Raw genomic sequence first — 18,589 nt, 5'->3', positions numbered from 1 at the left:
GACATGGCGCGCAAGCAGGATGAGGATGACAAGGCCCCGATGGGCGTCGGCGCGCCGGAGGGATCGCAGGACCGCCTCTATCGCGACATCGCCCGCCGGCTGATGGACCGCATCAACGACGGGACCTATCCGGTCGGCGGCCGGCTGCCCGCCGAGCGCGAGATCTCGGCCGAGTTCAACGTCAGCCGCCCGACCGTGCGCGAGGCGATCATCGCGCTCGAAGTGCAGGGCGTGGTCGAGGTGCGGGTCGGATCGGGCGCCTATGTCCGCCGCCAGACCAGCGCCGCCGAGACCCCTGGCTTCGGCGTTACCGCCTTCGAGCTGACCGAGGCGCGGCTGCTGTTCGAGGGCGAGGCGGCGGCGCTGGCGGCGACCAACATCTCCGACGAGGAACTCGCCGAGCTCGCCGCGCTGGTCGAGCGGATCGGCAAGCAGCAGACGACCGAGCTGGCCGAAGCCGACGACCGCGAATTCCACATGCTGATCGCGCGGGCGACGCGCAACGCGGCGATCGTCCGGACGATCGATTCGCTGTGGACCCTGCGGCAGACCTCGCCCGACTGCGCGCTGCTCCATGCCAAGGCGCGGACCGCGCAGGTCAAGCCGGTGATCGAGGAGCATATGGCGGTGGTCGAGGCGCTGCGCTCCCGCGATCCGGCGCGCGCGCGCGCGGCGATGCGCACCCATCTCGGCGCGGTGATCGAGCATCTGCTGTTCGCCACCGAGGAGGAGGCGATCGAACGCGCCAAGCAGGCGGCGCAGGACACGCGGGCGCGTTTCGCCCGCTCGATCAGCATGTAAGGCCAGTTTCGACTCAGCCTTACACAATTGACTGACCAATTTTCCCAATCTATCCCTTTCGGCCTGACGATAATGGGAGATTGAGATGAACCGTCGCGAATTGCTGCAGCTGTCGGCCGTCTCGCTCGCCGGACTCGCCGCCGCGCCGGCCCTTGCCCGGGCCAGGAAGCCGCGCCGCTGGGGCGTCCAGGCGGGCACCATCCTCAAGACGCTCGAGGCCGATTTCGAAGGCACGCTGCGCGCGGTCGCGGCGATGGGCTACAAGGAGATCGGCACCACCGGCAGCTTCGGCCGCGATCCGCATTATGTGCGCGCGCAGCTCGACCGCTTCGGCCTGACCTCGCCCAACAACCATGTCGCCCCCAAGGCGACCTATGATTCGTTCCAGAAATGGGTCCGGCGCGAGGTCTCGACCGAAGCCAACCGGGCGGTCTACGCGAACAGCTTCTCGTTCGACCATGTCCACGCCACTTTCGAGGACGGCATCCGGACGTCGAAGATCCTCGGCCAGAAATATGTGATGTGGGCGATCCTGCTGCCCAACCAGATCGCCGACCGCCCGACGATCGACAAGCATATCAAACTGTTCAACGAGCTGGGCGACATGTGCGCCAGGGAAGGCCTGACCTTCGCCTTCCACAATCATGATCGCGAGTTCGCCAAGATCGGCAACGACGTGATCCTCGACCTGTTCCTCGACAATACCGATCCCGACAAGGTCAAGTTCGAGCTGGATTTCTACTGGGCGACCAAGGCCGGCGCCGATCCGCTCGCCTATCTCAAGCGCTATGCGGGCCGGACCAAGCTCTGCCACATCAAGGACATCACCGCGACCGGCGACTTCGCCGCGGTCGGCAGCGGCACGCTCGACGTCCCCGCGCTGATCAAGGCGAGCGACGACGCCGGCATCGAGCATTTCCTGGTCGAGATCGACCGCTCGGACGATCCGATGGGCGCGATCCGCAGCTCGATCCAATATCTCCGCAAGACCATCGGCTGATCGGGATGTAAGGCCAGTTGCGGCATAAATTTATATAATTGACTGACCAATTTTATCGACCTATCCCATTTGGCCAAGCCACTCGGTCAGTCGGCATTGGGAGATTGAGATGAACCGTCGCGAACTGCTCCAGCTATCGGCCATCTCGCTCGCCGGCCTCGCCGCCGCGCCCGCGCTCGCCCGCTCGACCAAGCCGCGCCGCTGGGGCATCCAGGCGGGCACCATCCTCCGGGTGCTGGAGGGCGACTTCGAGGGCACGCTGCGCGCGGTCGCGGCGATGGGCTACAAGGAGATCGGCACCACCGGCAGCTTCGGCCGCGACCCGCATTATGTCCGCGAGCAGCTCGATCGCTTCGGCCTCACCTCGCCCAACAACCACGTCGCCCCGAAGGAGACCTATGGCGCCTTTCAGCGCTGGGTCCGGCGCGACCTTTCGAGCCAGGGGATCGAGGACGTCTATGCGGAGACCTTCTCGTTCAAGAACGTCCACGCGGCGTTCGAGGACGGCATCCGGACGTCGAAGATCCTCGGCCAGAAATATGTGATGTGGGCGATCCTCCTCCCCAATCAGATCGCCGATCGCCCGACCATCGACAAGCATATCAAGCTGTTCAACGAACTGGGCGACATGTGCGCCAGGGAAGGCCTGACCTTCGCCTTCCACAACCATGATCGCGAATTCGCCAAGGTCGGCAACGACGTGATCCTCGACCTGTTCCTCGACAATACCGATCCCGACAAGGTCAAGTTCGAGCTGGATTTCTACTGGGCGACCAAGGCTGGCGCCGATCCGCTCGCCTATCTCAAGCGCTATGCGGGCCGGACCAAGCTCTGCCACATCAAGGATATCACCGCGACCGGCGACTTCGCCGCGGTCGGCAGCGGCACGCTCGACGTCCCCGCGCTGATCAAGGCGAGCGACGACGCCGGCATCGAGCATTTCCTGGTCGAGATCGACCGCTCGGACGACCCGATGGGCGCGATCCGCAGCTCGATCCAATATCTCCGCAAGACCATCGGCTGACGCCCCAATCGATCGGAGCCGGCCGTGACATCTTCCACCTTTGACGCGATCGTCGTCGGCTCGGGCATTTCGGGCGGCTGGGCCGCCAAGGAGCTGACCGAACGCGGCGCGCGGGTGCTGCTGATCGATCGTGGCCGCATGGTCCGCCATGGCGAGGATTATCCCGGCGAGCACAAGGCGCCGTGGGAATTCCCCTTCCGCGGCTTCGGCGACCGGCTGCTCTACGAGCGCGACTATGCGGTGCAGCGGCGCGGGCGCGGCTTCGAGGAGGGCAGCGTCCAGTTCTTCGTCAACGACCGCGAGCATCCCTATCAGGTCGAGCCGGGCACCGATTTCTCCTGGCTGCGCGGCTATCAGGTCGGCGGGCGCTCACTGGTGTGGGGCCGCGCCTCCTTCCGGCTGAGCGACTTCAACTTCGGGGAGAACAAGCGCGACGGCCACGGCATCGACTGGCCGATCCGCTATGCCGACGTCGCGCCCTGGTACGACCATGTCGAGCGCTTCATCGGCGTCAGCGGCGCGCGCGAGGGGATCGACGAGCTGCCTGACGGCGAGTTCCTGCCGCCCTTCGCGATGAACTGCATCGAGGAGCATGCCAAGAAGGCGATCGAGAGCCGCTTCCCCGGCCGGCGGATGATCAACGAGCGGACCGCCGTGCTCAGCCGCGACCACAACGGCCGATCGGCCTGCCATCTCTGCGGCCCCTGCCATCGCGGCTGCTCGACCGGCTCCTATTTCAGCACCCAGAGCTCGACCCTGCCCGCAGCGCAGGCGACCGGCCGGCTGACGATCATGACCGACACGATCGTCGCCGGGGTCGACTATGATCCGCAATCGAAGCGCGTCACCGCCGTCCGCACGATCAACAGCAAGACCGGCGCGCGCGAGACGATCGGCGCGCGGCTGATCTTCCTCAACGCCTCGACGCTAGGCACCATCCACATCCTGCTCAACTCGCGCAGCGAGAGCTTCCCCGACGGGCTCGCCAACCGCAGCGGCGCGGTCGGCCGCGGGATCATGGACACGCTCAAGGGGCCGATGATCACCGGCACCTTCGCGGGCTTCGATCAGTTCCAGCCGGTCGGCAACCGCCCGACCGGCATCTACATCCCGCGCTTCCGCAACCTCGCCGGGCGGCGCGATGCCGACTTCCTGCGCGGCTATGGCTATCAGGGCAGCGGCAGCCGGGCGCTGTGGACGCGCGGCGTCGAGTCCAAGGCGATCGGCCCCGCGCTCAAGGCCGAGCTGCACAAGCCGGGGCCCTGGACGATCATGCTCGGCGGCATGGGCGAGCCGCTGCCCAATTTCGACAATGTCGTCCGGCTCGATCCCGCCCGAACCGACAAATGGGGCCTGCCCCAGCTGCTCGTCTCGCACCGCTGGACCGCGAACGAGGAGCGGATGGCGCAGGACATGGCCGACCAGGGCGAGGCGATGCTGCGCGCCGCCGGGGCGGTGAAGGTGGCGACGATCCGCGAGATCAAGCCGGGCGGCGAGACCAACCATGAGATGGGCGGCGCGCGCATGGGCCATGATCCGCGCGAGTCGGTGCTCAACGGCTTCAACCAGGCGCACGACATCCCCAACCTGTACGTCACCGACGGGAGCTGCATGACCTCGTCGCCCTGCCAGAACCCGTCGCTGACCTATATGGCGCTGACCGCGCGCGCCGCCGACCATGCGATGACCCGGCTCGGGCAGGGCGCGCTATGACCCGGCGCCCGCAGCTTCCGGAAAGGCCGGCCATGGACCCGATCTCCCGACGAGCCCTGTTGCGGACCGGCGCCGTCGGCGGCGGCGCGGCGGGACTGGCGCTGCTCGGCGCGCCGCTCGGGGCGGCGGAACCCGTGGCGGCCGCGACGGCCGACGCGGGCCGCCAGCCGCTGCTGACGGCGCTGGTCGACACGATCATCCCCGCCACCGACACGCCGGGCGCGGCGGAGGCCGGGGTCGCCGATTTCGTCGCGATGATGGTCGAGCGCTGGATGCATCCCGACGAGCGGGCGCGCTTCCTCGCCGGGCTCGACAGCTTCGACGCGACCGTCCGCCGCAGCCACGGCCAGCCCTTCGCGGCGCTGCCGCCCGCGCGGCGGCTGGAGATCCTCCAGGCGATGGCCGCCGCCGAGGAGGGCACCGCCGCCGGCACCCCGCCGGCCGAGGGTCCGTTCCTCGCCCGCATCCGCGCCCTCGCCATCTACGGCTATTACACGTCGGAAGCCGGCGCCTCGCAGGAGCTGGAGCTCAACCTCGTCCCCGGCCATTACGAGCCGTGCCACGATCTCCAGCCGGGCGAGCGGGCGGTGTCGCTGGGCCGCAACAACGCCGTGCTGCGGATGCCCTAGACATTCGACCGACCGATATAACCAACCATAACGGGCCCATTTCCATGGCCCGCTGCAAGGGAGTGAGCGCATGTCCTTTTCGCGCCGTGAAGCCGCCCAACTGCTGTTCGCCGCGCCGGTCGCGGCGCTCGCGCTCAAGCCCGGGCTCGCCTCCGCGCTGACGCCGGCCCGGCCCAATTCGAAATGGGCGGGCGTGCAGGTCGGCCTCAACGTCCCCTACAGCTTCGGCACCCGCACCGCGCTCAGCGCCGAACAGGTGCTCCAGCGCACCGTCGCGTTGGGGATCAGCGCGGTCGAGCTGCGCATCCAGCCGATCGAGATCTCGCTGGGCCTGCCCCACGACCTCGTCCTCGGCCCGGCCCCGTCGGACTATCGGGCGGTCTATTATCCCAAGGGCGACTCCCCCGAGATCCTGCCGCCCGCGCCGGGGCGGACGACGATCACCCAGGACTATGTCGACGCCTACAAGATCGGCGCGGCCAGGCGCCGCGACTGGCGCCTCGCGCTGCCGATCCGATCGGTCGAGAAGATCCGTCGCATGTATGACGCCGCCGGGGTCAGGATCGAGATCGTCAAGTTCGACGGCATCAACGACTTCGAGGGCGAGGAACTCGACTATATGTTCAACCTCGCCAAGGCGATCGGCGCGCGCGCCGTGTCGGGCGAGATGGCGATCCCGGCGATCCCCAAGCTCGCGGCGGCGGCGGACAAGCACCGCTTCATGGTCGGCCTGCACAACCATCTGGCGATCACCCCGGCCATGTGGGAGGACGCCTTCCGCCAGAGCCGCTACCTCGGCGCCAATGTCGACATCGGCCATTTCCTGGCCGGCAACCAGGCGTCGCCGCTGCCCTTCATCGAGCAGCATCACGACCGGATCACCCATCTCCACGTCAAGGACAAGACGCTGGGCAACGTCAATGTCGAGTTCGGCAAGGGCGACACCCCGGTCCGCGAGATCCTCCAGACGATCCGTGACAACAAGTGGAACATCCAGGCGACGATCGAATATGAGATCCCGCTCGACCCCACCGCCGATCGCGACGCCGAAATCCGCAAGGCGATCGCCTATTGCCGCCAGTGCCTGCTCAGCTAGGAATAGGATGAGGCGCTGGAAACGAGGCAGGTCGGGGGCATGATGGCGGACGATATTTCGGAGGACGAGGCGCGCCTCGAACGCGCGTTGCGCGCGCAGGAACGGCTCGGCTGGATCATCTCCGCGCTCGCGGTGCTGCTCACCGCCGGCTTCATGGTCGCGCTGACGCTCGACTGGCCGCTGCTCGCCCGGTCCTTGTTCGGCCATGCGGTAACCGGCTTCGCGGTGGTGGCGATGGGTCTGCTCAGCCTGTTCATCGCCGCGATCGCCCTGTTCTCCGCCGTCGCCAACCGCAACGACGCGCTGCGCAGGGCCGTGACGAAGGGCGACCGATGACCGCCATCCATCCATCCGCCATCCTGATCTTCGCCGCGATCGTCCTGTCGTCGCTCGTCATCACCTATTGGGCGCACCGGCGCAGCAAGAGCGCCGAGGGCTTCTACGCGGCCGGCGGCAACATCACGCCGATGCAGAACGGGATCGCCATCTCCGGCGACTATCTGTCGGCCGCCTCCTTCCTGGGGACGATCGCGGTCTTCTACGGCATGGGCGACGACGGGCTGATCTACGCGGTCGGGGCGGCGGCCGGCTGGCCGATCGTGCTGTGCCTGGTCGCCGAGCGGCTGCGCAACCTCGGCCGCTACACCTTCTCCGACGTGGTCAGCTACCGGCTCGAGGAGAAGCCGATCCGGCTGTTCACCGCGGTCAGCACCCTGTGCGTCACCGGCGCCTACCTGATCGCGCAGATGGTCGGCGGCGCGACGCTGATCGCCGCGCTGTTCGGCCTGTCCTACGCCGCCGCCATCGCCTGCTTCGGCGTGCTGATGGTGTTCTACGTGGTGATCGGCGGCATGACCGCGACGACCTGGATCCAGATCATCAAGGCGACCCTGCTCGTCCTGATCGCGCTGGTGATGGTGGCGCTGGCGATGCGGCTCTACGGCGGCCCGCTGGCGCTGGTCGACGCGGCGGCGGCCTCCTCGACCGGCCCGACCGGGCATATGCGCGAGTCCGGGCTGCTCCCCGACGGCTTCAGCGCGGTGTCGCTGGCGTTGGCCTTCGCGCTCGGCCCGGTCGGCCTGCCGCACATCCTGATGCGCTTCTTCACCGTCCGCGACGGCATCTCGGCGCGCCGCTCGCTGAGCATCGCCGCGCTGATCATCGCCGTCTTCCAGATGCTGATGGTGCTGCTCGGCTATGCCGCCATGGCGCTGCTGTCGGGCGACGCGCGCTTCGCCCAGGCCGACGGCAAGCTGGTCGGCGGCCTCAACATGGCGACCCTCCACCTCGCCGAGGCGCTCGGCGGGCCGACGCTGCTCGGCGCCGTGTCGGCGGTCTCCTTCGCGACGATCCTCGCGGTCGTGGCCGGGCTGACGCTGGCGGCGGCCTCGGCCGTGTCGCGCGACCTCTACCGCCACGTCTTCGCGCGCGGGACGGCCAACGACCAGCGCGAGGTGCGCATCTCGAAGATATCGGCGGCGGTGATCGGCGTGATCTCGGTGGTGCTCGGCCTTGCCTTCGAGCATGAGAATATCGGCTTCCTCGCGACGCTGCCGCTGGTCATCGCCGCCAGCGTCAACTGCCCGATCCTGCTGCTCGCGCTCTACTGGAAGGGCCTCACCACGCGCGGCGCGGTGACCGGCGGCACGCTGGGCCTGCTCTTCTCGGTCGTGCCGATCATCCTCAGCAAGAAGGTGTGGGTCGACACGCTGGGCCATCCGGAAGCGATCTTCCCCTATGAATATCCGACCGTCCTCGCGCTCGCGGCGGCGGTCGGCGGGGCGGTGCTGGTCTCGCATTTCGACCGTGGCGCGCGCGCCGACCGCGAGCGCGCCGCCTTCGCCGCGCAGCGACGCCGCTCGATCGGGCTCGGCTGACCGTCCGATGGGGTGGCATTTCTATCGCCTCGAGGACGGCCATGGCCTTCCCCATGACCCGTTCAAGGCGATCGTCACGCCGCGCCCGATCGGGTGGATATCGACGGTCGACGCCGAGGGGCGGCCGAACCTGGCGCCCTACAGCTTCTTCAACGCGCTGTCGTCGCGGCCGCCGATCCTCGGCTTCGCGAGCGAGGGGCGCAAGGACACGCTCGCCAATATCGAGGCGACCGGCGAGTTCGTCTTCAACCTGGCGACGGGGCCGCTGGCGGCGGCGGTCAGCCTGACCTCGCGGACGGTCGCCGCCGACGTCGACGAGATGGCGCTGGCCGGGCTCGCCGCCGCGCCGTGCCGGATCGTCCGCGCGCCGCGCGTCGCGGCCTCGCCGGCCGCGCTCGAATGCCGGCTGATCGAGGTCCACCGGATCACCGACCTGTCCGGGCAGCCGACCGACCACCGGCTCGTGATCGGCCAGGTGGTCGGCGTCCATATCGCGCGGGACTATCTCCGCGACGGACTGTTCGACACGGCCGCAGCGGCGCCGCTCGCGCGCTGCGGCTATGTCGCCGACTATGCGGTCGCCGACCGCATCCTCAGCGTCCCGCGCGAGGATTGAGCCGGGGCCGTTCGGGCAACGCGAAGGCGATGAAGCTGCCGCCCGGCACATTGTCCGGCCCGGCCGCCTTGCCGCCGCCCGCCGCGATCACGACGAACTGCCGGCCCCCGGCCTCGTAGACGGCGGGGGTGGCGTTGCCCGCCGCCGGCAGCAGCGTCTCCCACAGCAGCTTGCCGCTGCGCTTGTCATAGGCGCGGAACTTGCGGTCGTAGACGGTCGCGCCGATGAAGAACAATCCGCCCGCGGTGACGACGCCGCCGCCATAATTGTCCGATCCGGTGTCGCCCATGCCCTTGGCGACCAGCTCGGGATACTCGCCGAAATTGCGCCGCCAGGCATAGCGGCCGCTGTTCAGGTCGATCGCGCTCAGCGTGCCCCAGGGCGGGCGGATGCCGGGATAGCCGTCGGGATCGGCGAGCTTGCCATAGCCCGCGAAGCTGTATTCGGCGGCGTCGGAGCGGGTCCGCACCTCCCCCTTCAGCGCGGTGTCGCGATCATAGACCAGATAGTCGGCGACCGCGCCGATCCCTTCGTTGCCGAGATGCTCGAAGCTCGGCATCCGCCCGCCGCCGCGCCCGATCATGCGGAACACGTCGAACTTGGTCAGCCGGTCGCCGACCCCGGCCAGCGACGGGAATTCGGGCGGCGATCCCTTGCGGTCGAGGCCGTGGCAGCCCGAGCATTCGGCCTCGTAGATCGCCTTGCCCGACGCGATCGGCGACGTCGATCGCTTGCCGAGCTGCAGCACCGACGGCTTCTCGTTGCTGTTGACGTAGAGCAGGCCGGTCTCCGGATCGAAGGCGGTGCCGCCCCATTCGGCGCCGCCGTCGGTGCCGGGGGCGAGCAGCGTCCCCTCGAAGCTCGGCGGCGCGAAGAAGGCGGACGAGGCGAACCGGTCGAAGCGCTCGGCGACCGCCTTGTGCGCCTCGGGCGTGCGCATGGTCAGGTCCGCGCGGCTCAGGCCCTGGCGCGCATAGGGCGCCGGCAGCGACGGGAAGGGCTGGGTCGGCGAGGCATGTTCGCCGGGGATGGCCGACGGCGGCACCGGCCGCTCGACGATCGGGAACAGCGGCGCGCCGGTGACGCGGTCGAGGACATAGACGAAGCCCTGCTTGCTGGTCTGCGCCACCGCGTCGACCATGCGCCCGCCGCGCCGGACCGTCACCAGGCTGGGCGGCGCCGGGAAGTCATAGTCCCAGAGGTCGTGGTGGACCGCCTGGAAATGCCACAGCCGCCGGCCGGTCGCGGCGTCGAGCGCGACCAGCGAATTGGCGAAGAGGTTGTCGCCCTTCCGATCGCCGCCGAAGAAGTCCTTGTCGCCCTGCCCCGCCGACGCGGTCGGCACGAACAGGATGCCGCGCTTGCCATCGAGCGCCATGCCGGCCCAGGCATTGGCGCCGTTGATCGTCTTCCAGGCGTCCTTCGGCCAGCTGTCATAGCCATATTCGCCGGGCTGCGGGATGGTGTGGAAAGTCCAGCGGATCTTGCCGGTCCGCACGTCATAGGCGCGGATATGCCCCGGCGCCCAGCCGGTCGTGCCCATGATGACGAGATCGCCATGGACGATCCCCGGCGTATTGGCCCCCGCCGAGATGTCCTTCGGATCGCGGCCGAGGCCCTCGCGCAGGTCGATCCGCCCGTCGGTGCCGAAGCTCGGGATCGCCTTGCCGGTGCGCGCGTCGATCGCCAGCAGGAAGGAGCGCGAGGTCATGAAGATGCGCGCCTCGCGACCGTCGGACCAGTAGCTCACCCCGCGCAGCCGCTGCTTGCTGACCACCGTCTCGCCGGGATTGGGATCGAACATCCACAGCTTCCGCCCGGTCGCCGCGTCGAGCGCGAAGACGCGCAGCCGGGGCGAGACCACATACATCACCCCGTCGACGACGATCGGGTTGCATTCCATCTCCGACGCGTTGCCGCCCTCGCCGAAGGCGTCGCCGGTGTCGAACGTCCAGGCGACCGCGAGTTTCCCGACATTGCGCGTGTCGATCTGCCGCAGCGAGGAATAGTGGATATTGTCGGTCCCGCCGCCATAGGCCGGCCAGCCGCGATATCCGCCCGCGGCATCCGGCGCCGCCCGTGGCGCGGCGAGCAGCATCGTCGAGACGAGCGCGAGGGACAGGGCGGCCGATCGATGCATGGGAACTCCTCCGCAAGATGGACGACGGCGGTCATGCCGCCGCGCCGAAAGGGCGACGCGCGGATGCGAATCCCCGATTCCGCTCTTCCCAAGCGATTCGGAATCAGACAGGCTGCGCATCGCAGGTCATGCCCTACGACATAATCGGTCTGACCGATATCAGGCAAGAAGAGAGGACCAATCTGACGATGACCCTCCCGATCCGGTCAGAATGCGGCTCTTCGAGAACCCGGAGACAGTTCGCTCGGGCACCACGTTCGCCGACGACGCAAACCCCAAATAACGCGTTTTATTCTAATTATTTAATGGAAATCCCACCCGGCGGGGAACGGCAGGAGGCAACGCGACGCCCGACCGCATCGAGGCTGATAAACCGGGTCCGTTGGTAGCGATGGCCCGCATCGCCGGACCGGGATTTGCCGGGACGGCCCTACCGTCAAACCAGCCATTGACATGGCCAGTCACTCCGATCAAATTGGACAGACCATAAGGTCTGACACGAAACCGTATAAGGGGATTTGAAGCATGAGGGAGATTTCAAGGGCGCGCGTCATCGGAATGCTGCTTGCCGGGGCCAGCCTGTCCGCCGTTCCGGCCCATGCCCAGGATGCCACCTCCCCCGCAGCCGAGGCCTCCCAAGGCGGCCTGGCCGACATCGTCGTCACCGCCGAGAAGCGCCCGAGCATCGCGCAGCGCGCGCCCATCGCCCTCTCGGTCGTCACCTCCGAGGCGATCAAGCGGCAGGGCGTCGGCAACGTCGCCGACCTCACCACCCTCACCCCCAGCGTCGGCTTCTCGCAGAACGGCGCCAACACGGTGATCACCGTCCGCGGCGTTTCCAGCCGCGACACCAACCAGCTCGGCGACCCCGCCGTCTCGATCAGCCTCGACGGCTTCTACTTCCAGCGCTCGCTGGGCCTCAACATCGCGCTGTTCGACCTCGAGCGGGTGGAGGCGCTGCGCGGCCCGCAGGGCACGCTGCTCGGCCGCAACGCGACCGGCGGCGCGCTCAACATCATCACCGCCAAGCCGACCGACAGCTTCTCGGCCGCGCTGACCGGCGAGGTCGGCAATTACGACCTGATCGCGACACAGGGCTATGTGAACATCCCGGTCAGCGACAAGGTGAAGCTGCGCGCCGCCTTCATGACGCGCGACCGCGACGGCTATCGCCACAACGCCCCGGCCCGCGACGGCGACGACGACCATAGCCGCGCCGCCCGCCTCCATCTGCTGCTCCAGCCGACCGATCGGTGGGACGTGCTGCTGACCGGCGAATATTCGCACCAGGACGGCGTCGGCCCGGTGATCCAGCCCGTCGCCCACCGCTTCCTGCCCAACGGGCAGCTCGACACCAGCCGGGTCGACATCCCCGGCGACGGCAAGCGCTTCGCGGTTCCGTCCGGCGGGTTCATCCGGCTCAATTCCTATAATTTCCGCTGGAACACCAACTACGACCTCGACTTCGCGACGCTGACCTATCTGGGCGGCTATCGCTCGCTGAAATATGCCAATGTCCGCACACTCGGCGCCGACTATGCCACCAACCGCCGCAACTTCACCTTCGACCAGCATGAGCGCCCCCGGTCCTGGAACCACGAGCTGCGCCTGTCGTCGAAATCCGACACGCCGCTGATCTGGCAGGCCGGTCTCTATTATTTCCGCGAGAAGAACAGCACCGTGTCGCTGTTCCGCGACTTCCGCGTGCCGGGCCAGTTCCCGACCCCGGCCGCCTGCCTGTGCGAACCCGGCGTCGAGCTCCAGATCTTCCGCAAGCCCGACCTGCTGCTGCAGTCGAAGGCGGTGTTCGGCCAGGCCTCCTATGCCATCACCGACCAGTTCCGGCTCGAAGGCGGCGCGCGCTATTCGTCGGACAAGAAGCACAATCTCAGCGCGACCAACATCGCGACCAACGTCAACACCTATATCAACACCGGCGCGATCAACTATGTGAACAACCCGCCGAGCGCGGTCCGCCTTTCCTCGCACCGGACGACCTTCCACGCCGCCGCCAATTATCAGTGGACGCCGCGCAACCTGCTCTACGCGAAGTTCGATACCGGCTATAAGTCGGGCGGCTTCACCGACCTGCAGGTCTATGGTCCCGAGAACATCAAGGCCTGGGAAATCGGCTCGAAGAACCGTTTCCTCAACAACACGCTCCAGGTGAACCTGTCGGCCTTCCTGTACAAGTACAAGGACCAGCAGGTGCAGCAGCAGATCACCCTGCCGAGCGGCGGCATCGGCACCGGCACGGTCAATGCCGGCGCATCGAAGCTCTATGGCGGCGACGTCGACATCGTCTACCAGGTTACCCCCAACGATCGCATCGAGCTGTTCGGCGCCTATCTGCACGCCCGCTTCACCGACTTCGTCGCGGTCGTCAACGGCGCCAACAAGCAGCTCGCCGGCAACCGGCTGCAGCAGGCGCCCGACTGGGTGTTCAACGCCGGCTACGAGCATGTCTTCCCGGTCGGCGACGGATCGATCACGACCCGTCTCCAGACGCATTATGAGAGCAAGTCCTACTTCACCTTCACCAATTACGGAGCCGACAAGCAGCCCGGCTACATGCGGTCGGACATCATCGTCACCTACGCCGCGCCGGACGATCGCTGGCGGCTCGAAGGCTATGTCCGCAACCTCGAGGACAAGCTGATCTTCAGCAATGCCGACGTGGTCAGCACGACCTATGTCAGCTACCGTTACCAATATCAGGCGCCGCGGACCTATGGTGCGCGCCTGACGGTCAACTTCTGATGATCGCGGCCGCCCTCGACCGGCGGCGCTTCCTGGCGGGGACCGCCGCGTGTCTCGCCGCCGGCATCGCCGGGGCGAAGACGCCGGTGGCCCCCGCCGCCCCCTCGCTGGGCGCGTGGACGTCGCTCGACAACGCGGCGCTGCTCGCTTCGTCGGGCTACGGCTTCGTCGAGGAGGAGGTCGACCGCTTCCTCCTCCCCGACAAGCCCGACACGGCGTTCGAGGCGGCGCTGGCCACCGCCCGCGCCGCGCCGATCCCGGTCCGCACGCTGGTCCGGCTGCTGCCGCCGTCATTGCAGAGCGTCGGCCCCGACACCGCGCATGACGGCATCGTCACCTTCTGCGAGACCGTGTTCGCCCGCGCGCGCCGCGCCGGGGTCGAGACGGTGGTGTTCGGCAGCCCGCGCTCGCGCCGCATCCCCGAAGGCTTCCCGCGCGCCACCGCCGAGGCGCAGCTCATAGAGCTGTGCAAGCGGCTCGGCCCGGTCGCCCAGGCGCACGGCGTCATCCTCGCGCTCGAGCCGCTCAACCATACGGAGACGAACTTCATCAACCGGGTGAGCGAGGGCGGCGCGATCGTCCGCGCGGTCGGCCATCCGAGCGTCGGGCTGGTCGCCGACCTGTTCCATATGCGGATGGAGGACGAAGGCCCCGCCAGCCTGATCGAGAACGGCCCGCTGATCCGCCACGTCCAGATCGCCGAGAAGCAGGGGCGCCGCGCCCCCGGCGTGGCGGGCGAGGATTTCTCGGCCTATTTCGAGGCGCTGCGATCGATCGGCTATGACCGCCGGCTGTCGGTCGAATGCCTGTGGTCGGACATAGCCCGGGAAGCCCCGCTGGCCGCCCGGACGATCCGGGCGCAATATCCGGCCGCCACGGCCAAGGCCGCGCGCGGATGATCGGCGCGGCCGTCGCGCTGATGCTGGCGGCGGCCGCCCCGGCGGCGCCCGATCCCGCCGCGGTCGACGCCTTCCTCCGCCGCGCCGGCGCCGCGACCGGCGCGCCGGTGCGGATCGACATGACGCGCACGATGGGCCGCAACCAGGACATCTCGCGCAAGATCACCGAGCAAGTCCTCGCCGGCGAGAAGCGCGCGACGCTCGCCCGGGAGGCCGAGTTCGTCGAGAAGGGCTGGCCGCTGCCCCGGCCCGGGCAGATCGTCCTCGTCTACGACTTCGACGGCAAGCCCAGCTTCCTCTACCGGGTGGTCGCGGCGCAGGTCCTGCCGCTCGGATCGGTCGCCCCCTGGCACCTGATGACCGAGAGCCCGGCGCTGCGCGACCTGTCGGCGTGGCGCAAGGCGCATCTCGGCCTGTGGAAGGACGCCATCGCCGGGATGAGCCCCGACGAGGTCGAGCACATGCCGGTGGTCTGGACCCGCTTCGAACCGGTCTATCCGGCGGCCAGCCCGCCGCGCTGACCCACCGGCCCCGGCGGTCAGCGCCGCCGGGCCACCTCCGCCGCCGCGATCGCCGTCAAGTTCAATATCCCGCGCGAGGTGACGCCGGGGGTGAGGACGTGGATCGGCTGGCTCAGCCCCATCAGCATCGGCCCGACCGTCGGCGAGCTCGACGATGCGCCGAGCGCGGTCAGGGTGATGTTGGCGGCGTCGAGGTTCGGCATGACCAGCAGGTTGGCCGACCCTTCGAAGCGCTGGTCGGGGACGAGCCGCTCGCGCAGCGACTGCGACAGCGCGACGTCGGCATGCATCTCCCCGTCGACGCACAGGTCGGGCGCGATCCGGCGGACGATCTTCACCGCCTCGCGCATCTTGCGCGCGCTGGGGCTGTGCGACGCGCCGAAATTGGAGTGCGACAGCAGCGCGACGCGCGGGTCGAGCCCGAACTGCCGCACCGCCCGTTCGGCGAGCACGGTCATCTCGGCGATCTGCTCGGGCGTCGGATCGGGCACCATATGGGTGTCGGTGATGAACAGCGCGCCCGCGTCGAGGATCAGCCCCGACAGCGCATAGACGCGCTGGGCCCCTTCCGTCCGGTCGATCGTGCGCAGCACATGCTCGACCTGGCCCCAATATTCCGAATTGCCGCCAACCAGCGCCGCCTCGACATGGCCGGTCCGCAGCAGCATCGCCGCGGTGACGGTCGGCCGGCGATAGACGTGGCGGACGATCTCGGCCGAGGGCACGCCGCGCCGCCCGGCGACGGCGCGATAGGCATCGACCAGCGGGCCGAGGATCGCATGGTCGGTCTCGGGATCGACCAGGTCGACGTCGCGGTCGAGTTCGAAGCGCAGGCCGAGGCGCGGCATCTTCTCCGCCAGGATGCGGCGGCGCGCGACCAGCGTCGGCCGGACGAAACCGTCGTCGAGCGCGTCCTGGACGGCGCGCAGCACGCGCTCGTCCTCGCCCTCGCCATAGGCGATCCGGGCCCTGGCCCCCCGCGCGCCCTCGAACACCGGCATCATCAGCTGGCCCGATCGGGCGTTCTGCTGCGCCAGGCCGCGGCGATAGGCGTCGATGTCGATCGGCCGCCGCGCTACGCCGGAGGCGATCGCCGCCTGCGCCACCGCCGGCGCGATCTCGACGATCAGGCGCGGGTCGAACGGGGTCGGGATGATATAGTCGGGGCCGAAGGCGAGCTTGCCGCCGCCATAGGCCTGGGCGACGCTCTCATGCGCGGGCAGGCGGGCGAGCGCGGCGATCGCCTCGGCCGCCGCGACCTTCATCGCCTCGGTGATCGCGGTCGCGCCGACGTCGAGCGCGCCGCGGAAGATATAGGGGAAGCACAGGACGTTGTTGACCTGGTTGGCATAGTCCGACCGCCCCGTCGCGACGATCGCGTCGGGCCGCGCGGCTCGGGCGATCTCGGGCAATATCTCCGGCTCGGGATTGGCGAGCGCGAAGATCAGCGGCCGGTCCGACAGCAGCGGCAGCCATTCGGGCTTGAGCACGCCGGGCGCCGACAGGCCGAGGAAGATGTTCGCGCCGGGCAGCACCTCGGGCAATGTCCGGGCGTCGGTCGCGCGGGCGTAGCGCGCCATATTAGGCGCCATGCCCTGCCGCCCGGCATGGACCACGCCGTCCTTGTCGGTCAGCGTGACATTGTCGGCCGGCAGGCCCATCGACACGAGCAGGTCGACGCAGGCGAGCGCCGCCGCCCCCGCGCCCGAGGTGACGAGCTTCGCCTCGGACAGGCTGATGTTCTGCAGCACCAGCGCGTTGCGCACCGCCGCCGCCACGACGATCGCGGTGCCGTGCTGGTCGTCGTGGAAGACCGGGATGTTCATCCGCGCCTTGAGCGCCGCCTCGATCGCGAAGCATTCGGGCGCCTTGATGTCCTCCAGGTTGATGCCGCCGAAGGTCGGTTCGAGCAGCGCCACAGCCTCGACGAAGCGGTCGGGATCGGTGGTGTCGATCTCGATGTCGAACACGTCGATCCCGGCGAACTTCTTGAACAGGACGGCCTTGCCCTCCATCACCGGCTTCGACGCCAGCGCCCCGATCGCGCCGAGGCCGAGCACGGCGGTGCCGTTCGAGATCACCGCGACGAGGTTACCGCGCGCGGTATAGTCGAGCGCCTTGTCGGGATCGGCGGCGATCTCCTCGCACGGCGCGGCGACGCCCGGCGAATAGGCGAGCGCGAGGTCGCGCTGGTTGACCATCCGCTTCGTCGGCTCGATGCGCATCTTCCCCGGATTGGGGAATCGGTGATAATCGAGCGCAGCCCGACGAAGCGTGTCTTCCATGGCGGGATCATTCCTGTGCAGGCGAGGCGGTCCGGACCCCGACGCTGTACCAGCGCCGCCGGAATCTTCAATGATGCTGCGGGTATGGAACGATGCCCGATATGTCTGGCGGCGCGGGCCGCCGGCTCCGCCTCAGCGGTCCTCGCCCTCCATGATCACCAGTTCGCAACCGTCGCAGGCGGCGCGCCGGATCGCGGCCGCCTCCTGATATTCAGGCGAGTTGTAGAAGGCGAGCGCGCTGTTCACCGACGCGAAGCGGTGCAGGAAATAGCGGTCGAAATGCGTCGTCCCCTCGACGATGTGGACCCGGCCCGACCGGGCCAGCGTCTCATAGGGAAAGCGCTGGCCGATATCCCCGATGATCCGGGCATATTGGTCCTGCCCTTCCATGTCGCGCATCCGTGCGCGGGCGATCCAGTAAGCCGACATCGCTCTCTCTCCTTCATCGTCCCTTGAAATCGGGCGCCCGCTTCTCGGCGAAGGCGCGCAGGCCTTCCTGGAAATCCTCGGTCGCGAAGATCGCCTTGGCGCTCTCATAGGCGTGCGAGCCGAGCAGCCCCGGATCGACGAGGCCGGCGCGGCGGGCGAGGTTCTTCGCCGCCTGGATCGCGAGCGGCTGCTTGGCGGCGATCCGCCCGGCCATGGCGAGAGCGGTCTCCATCAGCTCGGCCGCCGGTACGACCCGGTTCACGAAACCCCAGAGGTGGAGTTGCGCCGGGCTCATCATGTCGCCGGTATAGAGCAGCTCGGCGGCGATCTTGCGCGGCAGGACGGTCGGCGCGACGACCGCCGACACCGGCCCGAAGCCGACGAAATTGGCGTGGGCATCGCCGATCCGCGCATCCTCCGCCGCGATGACGATATCGGCGAAGCAGCATATCTCGAACCCGCCGGCCGCCGCCACGCCGTTGACCGCGGCGATGACCGGCTTGGGGAATTCCTCGAGCCAGCGGAAGAAGCGCGGCGCCAGCGCGTAGAAGCGGTCGCGCAATCCCGGATCCTTCTCCCACTGGTCGAGCTGGCCGATGTCCGCCCCGACGCAGAAGGCGCGGCCCGATCCGGTGACGATCAGGACGCGGACGGCCCGGTCCTCGGCCGCCTGGGCCAGCGCGGCGTCGAGCGCCTCGATCATCGCGACGGTGATCGCGTTGAGCGCATCGGGCCGATCGAGCGTGATCGTCGCGATCGGCCCGGTCGTCTCATAGCGTATCGGTGCAGCCATTGGTTC

Annotated in this window: 16 protein-coding genes; 12 read left to right on the top strand and 4 right to left on the bottom strand. The window is 68.6% G+C overall.

Annotated features, from left to right (window positions below; genetic code table 11):
• The first annotated feature begins 3 nt into the window (after positions 1 to 3).
• The 9 genes from HRJ34_RS23875 to HRJ34_RS23835 all read left to right on the top strand — a co-directional run bounded on the left by HRJ34_RS23875 (position 4) and on the right by HRJ34_RS23835 (position 8,756).
• On the top strand, positions 4 to 801 hold the full coding sequence (locus tag HRJ34_RS23875; RefSeq protein ID WP_011952729.1) for a FadR/GntR family transcriptional regulator: 798 nt from the start codon (positions 4 to 6) through the stop codon (positions 799 to 801).
• An 85-nt stretch (positions 802 to 886) separates the two neighbouring features.
• A complete protein-coding gene (locus HRJ34_RS23870; RefSeq protein ID WP_208632644.1) occupies positions 887 to 1,801 on the top strand; it encodes a sugar phosphate isomerase/epimerase family protein in 915 nt (304 codons plus the stop codon).
• Between the two features lie 109 nt (positions 1,802 to 1,910).
• Entirely contained in the window at positions 1,911 to 2,825 is a 915-nt protein-coding gene (locus HRJ34_RS23865) for a sugar phosphate isomerase/epimerase family protein (protein WP_011952731.1), read from the top strand.
• A 24-nt stretch (positions 2,826 to 2,849) separates the two neighbouring features.
• Positions 2,850 to 4,538 (top strand): GMC oxidoreductase, encoded by a 1,689-nt coding sequence (locus HRJ34_RS23860; protein WP_208632643.1) that lies wholly within the window; start codon positions 2,850 to 2,852, stop codon positions 4,536 to 4,538.
• Between the two features lie 32 nt (positions 4,539 to 4,570).
• On the top strand, positions 4,571 to 5,167 hold the full coding sequence (locus HRJ34_RS23855) for a gluconate 2-dehydrogenase subunit 3 family protein (protein ID WP_226948919.1): 597 nt from the start codon (positions 4,571 to 4,573) through the stop codon (positions 5,165 to 5,167).
• Positions 5,168 to 5,237: 70 nt separating this feature from the next.
• Positions 5,238 to 6,263, top strand: a complete 1,026-nt coding sequence (locus HRJ34_RS23850) for a sugar phosphate isomerase/epimerase family protein (protein ID WP_011952734.1) — start codon at positions 5,238 to 5,240, stop codon at positions 6,261 to 6,263.
• Between the two features lie 39 nt (positions 6,264 to 6,302).
• The gene (locus tag HRJ34_RS23845) at positions 6,303 to 6,599 is read left to right on the top strand and encodes a DUF485 domain-containing protein (RefSeq protein WP_030092696.1); all 297 of its coding nucleotides are present in this window, start codon (positions 6,303 to 6,305) and stop codon (positions 6,597 to 6,599) included.
• Positions 6,596 to 8,140, top strand: coding sequence for a sodium:solute symporter family transporter (locus HRJ34_RS23840; RefSeq protein WP_011952736.1), 1,545 nt, complete (start codon positions 6,596 to 6,598; stop codon positions 8,138 to 8,140). Before HRJ34_RS23845 ends, HRJ34_RS23840 begins: the two co-directional genes overlap by 4 nt.
• Positions 8,141 to 8,147: 7 nt before the next feature.
• Positions 8,148 to 8,756, top strand: coding sequence for a flavin reductase family protein (locus HRJ34_RS23835; protein ID WP_208632641.1), 609 nt, complete (start codon positions 8,148 to 8,150; stop codon positions 8,754 to 8,756).
• Here HRJ34_RS23835 and HRJ34_RS23830 read toward each other — a convergent pair.
• On the bottom strand, positions 8,734 to 10,896 hold the full coding sequence (locus HRJ34_RS23830; protein ID WP_208632640.1) for an outer membrane protein assembly factor BamB family protein: 2,163 nt from the start codon (positions 10,894 to 10,896) through the stop codon (positions 8,734 to 8,736). The two genes, HRJ34_RS23835 and HRJ34_RS23830, sit on opposite strands and share 23 nt — an antisense overlap.
• Positions 10,897 to 11,454: 558 nt before the next feature.
• Between HRJ34_RS23830 and HRJ34_RS23825 the strand changes: the two genes are divergently transcribed.
• The 3 genes from HRJ34_RS23825 to HRJ34_RS23815 are packed head-to-tail and all read left to right on the top strand — an operon-like array spanning position 11,455 to position 15,076.
• Entirely contained in the window at positions 11,455 to 13,656 is a 2,202-nt protein-coding gene (locus HRJ34_RS23825) for a TonB-dependent receptor (RefSeq protein ID WP_226948918.1), read from the top strand.
• Positions 13,656 to 14,555: a sugar phosphate isomerase/epimerase family protein gene (locus HRJ34_RS23820; protein ID WP_016746192.1), complete on the top strand. Its 900-nt coding sequence runs from the start codon at positions 13,656 to 13,658 to the stop codon at positions 14,553 to 14,555. Before HRJ34_RS23825 ends, HRJ34_RS23820 begins: the two co-directional genes overlap by 1 nt.
• Positions 14,552 to 15,076, top strand: coding sequence for an ASCH domain-containing protein (locus HRJ34_RS23815; protein WP_011952741.1), 525 nt, complete (start codon positions 14,552 to 14,554; stop codon positions 15,074 to 15,076). Before HRJ34_RS23820 ends, HRJ34_RS23815 begins: the two co-directional genes overlap by 4 nt.
• A 17-nt stretch (positions 15,077 to 15,093) precedes the next feature.
• Here HRJ34_RS23815 and HRJ34_RS23810 read toward each other — a convergent pair whose 3' ends face one another.
• The 3 genes from HRJ34_RS23810 to HRJ34_RS23800 form a co-directional block, all read right to left on the bottom strand.
• Positions 15,094 to 17,361 (bottom strand): NADP-dependent malic enzyme, encoded by a 2,268-nt coding sequence (locus HRJ34_RS23810; RefSeq protein ID WP_030092234.1) that lies wholly within the window; start codon positions 17,359 to 17,361, stop codon positions 15,094 to 15,096.
• Between the two features lie 132 nt (positions 17,362 to 17,493).
• Positions 17,494 to 17,790 (bottom strand): DUF1330 domain-containing protein, encoded by a 297-nt coding sequence (locus HRJ34_RS23805; RefSeq protein WP_011952743.1) that lies wholly within the window; start codon positions 17,788 to 17,790, stop codon positions 17,494 to 17,496.
• A gap of 13 nt (positions 17,791 to 17,803) precedes the next feature.
• A complete protein-coding gene (locus tag HRJ34_RS23800) occupies positions 17,804 to 18,583 on the bottom strand; it encodes an enoyl-CoA hydratase/isomerase family protein (protein ID WP_208632638.1) in 780 nt (259 codons plus the stop codon).
• Positions 18,584 to 18,589: the final 6 nt, after the last annotated feature.

Origin of the sequence: Rhizorhabdus wittichii (assembly GCF_017607425.1) — a bacterium.
GTDB classification, from domain to species: domain Bacteria; phylum Pseudomonadota; class Alphaproteobacteria; order Sphingomonadales; family Sphingomonadaceae; genus Rhizorhabdus; species Rhizorhabdus wittichii.
This window is presented reverse-complemented; position numbering and strand designations above follow the sequence as displayed.

What these genes read in the sequence shown, in the direction of transcription:
- HRJ34_RS23875 (WP_011952729.1), top strand. Translation starts at nt 4, where the DNA reads ATGGCGCGCAAGCAGGATGAGGATGACAAGGCCCCGATGGGCGTCGGC.
- HRJ34_RS23870 (WP_208632644.1), top strand. Translation starts at nt 887, where the DNA reads ATGAACCGTCGCGAATTGCTGCAGCTGTCGGCCGTCTCGCTCGCCGGA.
- HRJ34_RS23865 (WP_011952731.1), top strand. Translation starts at nt 1,911, where the DNA reads ATGAACCGTCGCGAACTGCTCCAGCTATCGGCCATCTCGCTCGCCGGC.
- HRJ34_RS23855 (WP_226948919.1), top strand. Translation starts at nt 4,571, where the DNA reads ATGGACCCGATCTCCCGACGAGCCCTGTTGCGGACCGGCGCCGTCGGC.
- HRJ34_RS23850 (WP_011952734.1), top strand. Translation starts at nt 5,238, where the DNA reads ATGTCCTTTTCGCGCCGTGAAGCCGCCCAACTGCTGTTCGCCGCGCCG.
- HRJ34_RS23845 (WP_030092696.1), top strand. Translation starts at nt 6,303, where the DNA reads ATGATGGCGGACGATATTTCGGAGGACGAGGCGCGCCTCGAACGCGCG.
- HRJ34_RS23840 (WP_011952736.1), top strand. Translation starts at nt 6,596, where the DNA reads ATGACCGCCATCCATCCATCCGCCATCCTGATCTTCGCCGCGATCGTC.
- HRJ34_RS23835 (WP_208632641.1), top strand. Translation starts at nt 8,148, where the DNA reads ATGGGGTGGCATTTCTATCGCCTCGAGGACGGCCATGGCCTTCCCCAT.
- HRJ34_RS23830 (WP_208632640.1), bottom strand. Translation starts at nt 10,896, where the DNA reads ATGCATCGATCGGCCGCCCTGTCCCTCGCGCTCGTCTCGACGATGCTG.
- HRJ34_RS23825 (WP_226948918.1), top strand. Translation starts at nt 11,455, where the DNA reads ATGCTGCTTGCCGGGGCCAGCCTGTCCGCCGTTCCGGCCCATGCCCAG.
- HRJ34_RS23820 (WP_016746192.1), top strand. Translation starts at nt 13,656, where the DNA reads ATGATCGCGGCCGCCCTCGACCGGCGGCGCTTCCTGGCGGGGACCGCC.
- HRJ34_RS23815 (WP_011952741.1), top strand. Translation starts at nt 14,552, where the DNA reads ATGATCGGCGCGGCCGTCGCGCTGATGCTGGCGGCGGCCGCCCCGGCG.
- HRJ34_RS23810 (WP_030092234.1), bottom strand. Translation starts at nt 17,361, where the DNA reads ATGGAAGACACGCTTCGTCGGGCTGCGCTCGATTATCACCGATTCCCC.
- HRJ34_RS23805 (WP_011952743.1), bottom strand. Translation starts at nt 17,790, where the DNA reads ATGTCGGCTTACTGGATCGCCCGCGCACGGATGCGCGACATGGAAGGG.
- HRJ34_RS23800 (WP_208632638.1), bottom strand. Translation starts at nt 18,583, where the DNA reads ATGGCTGCACCGATACGCTATGAGACGACCGGGCCGATCGCGACGATC.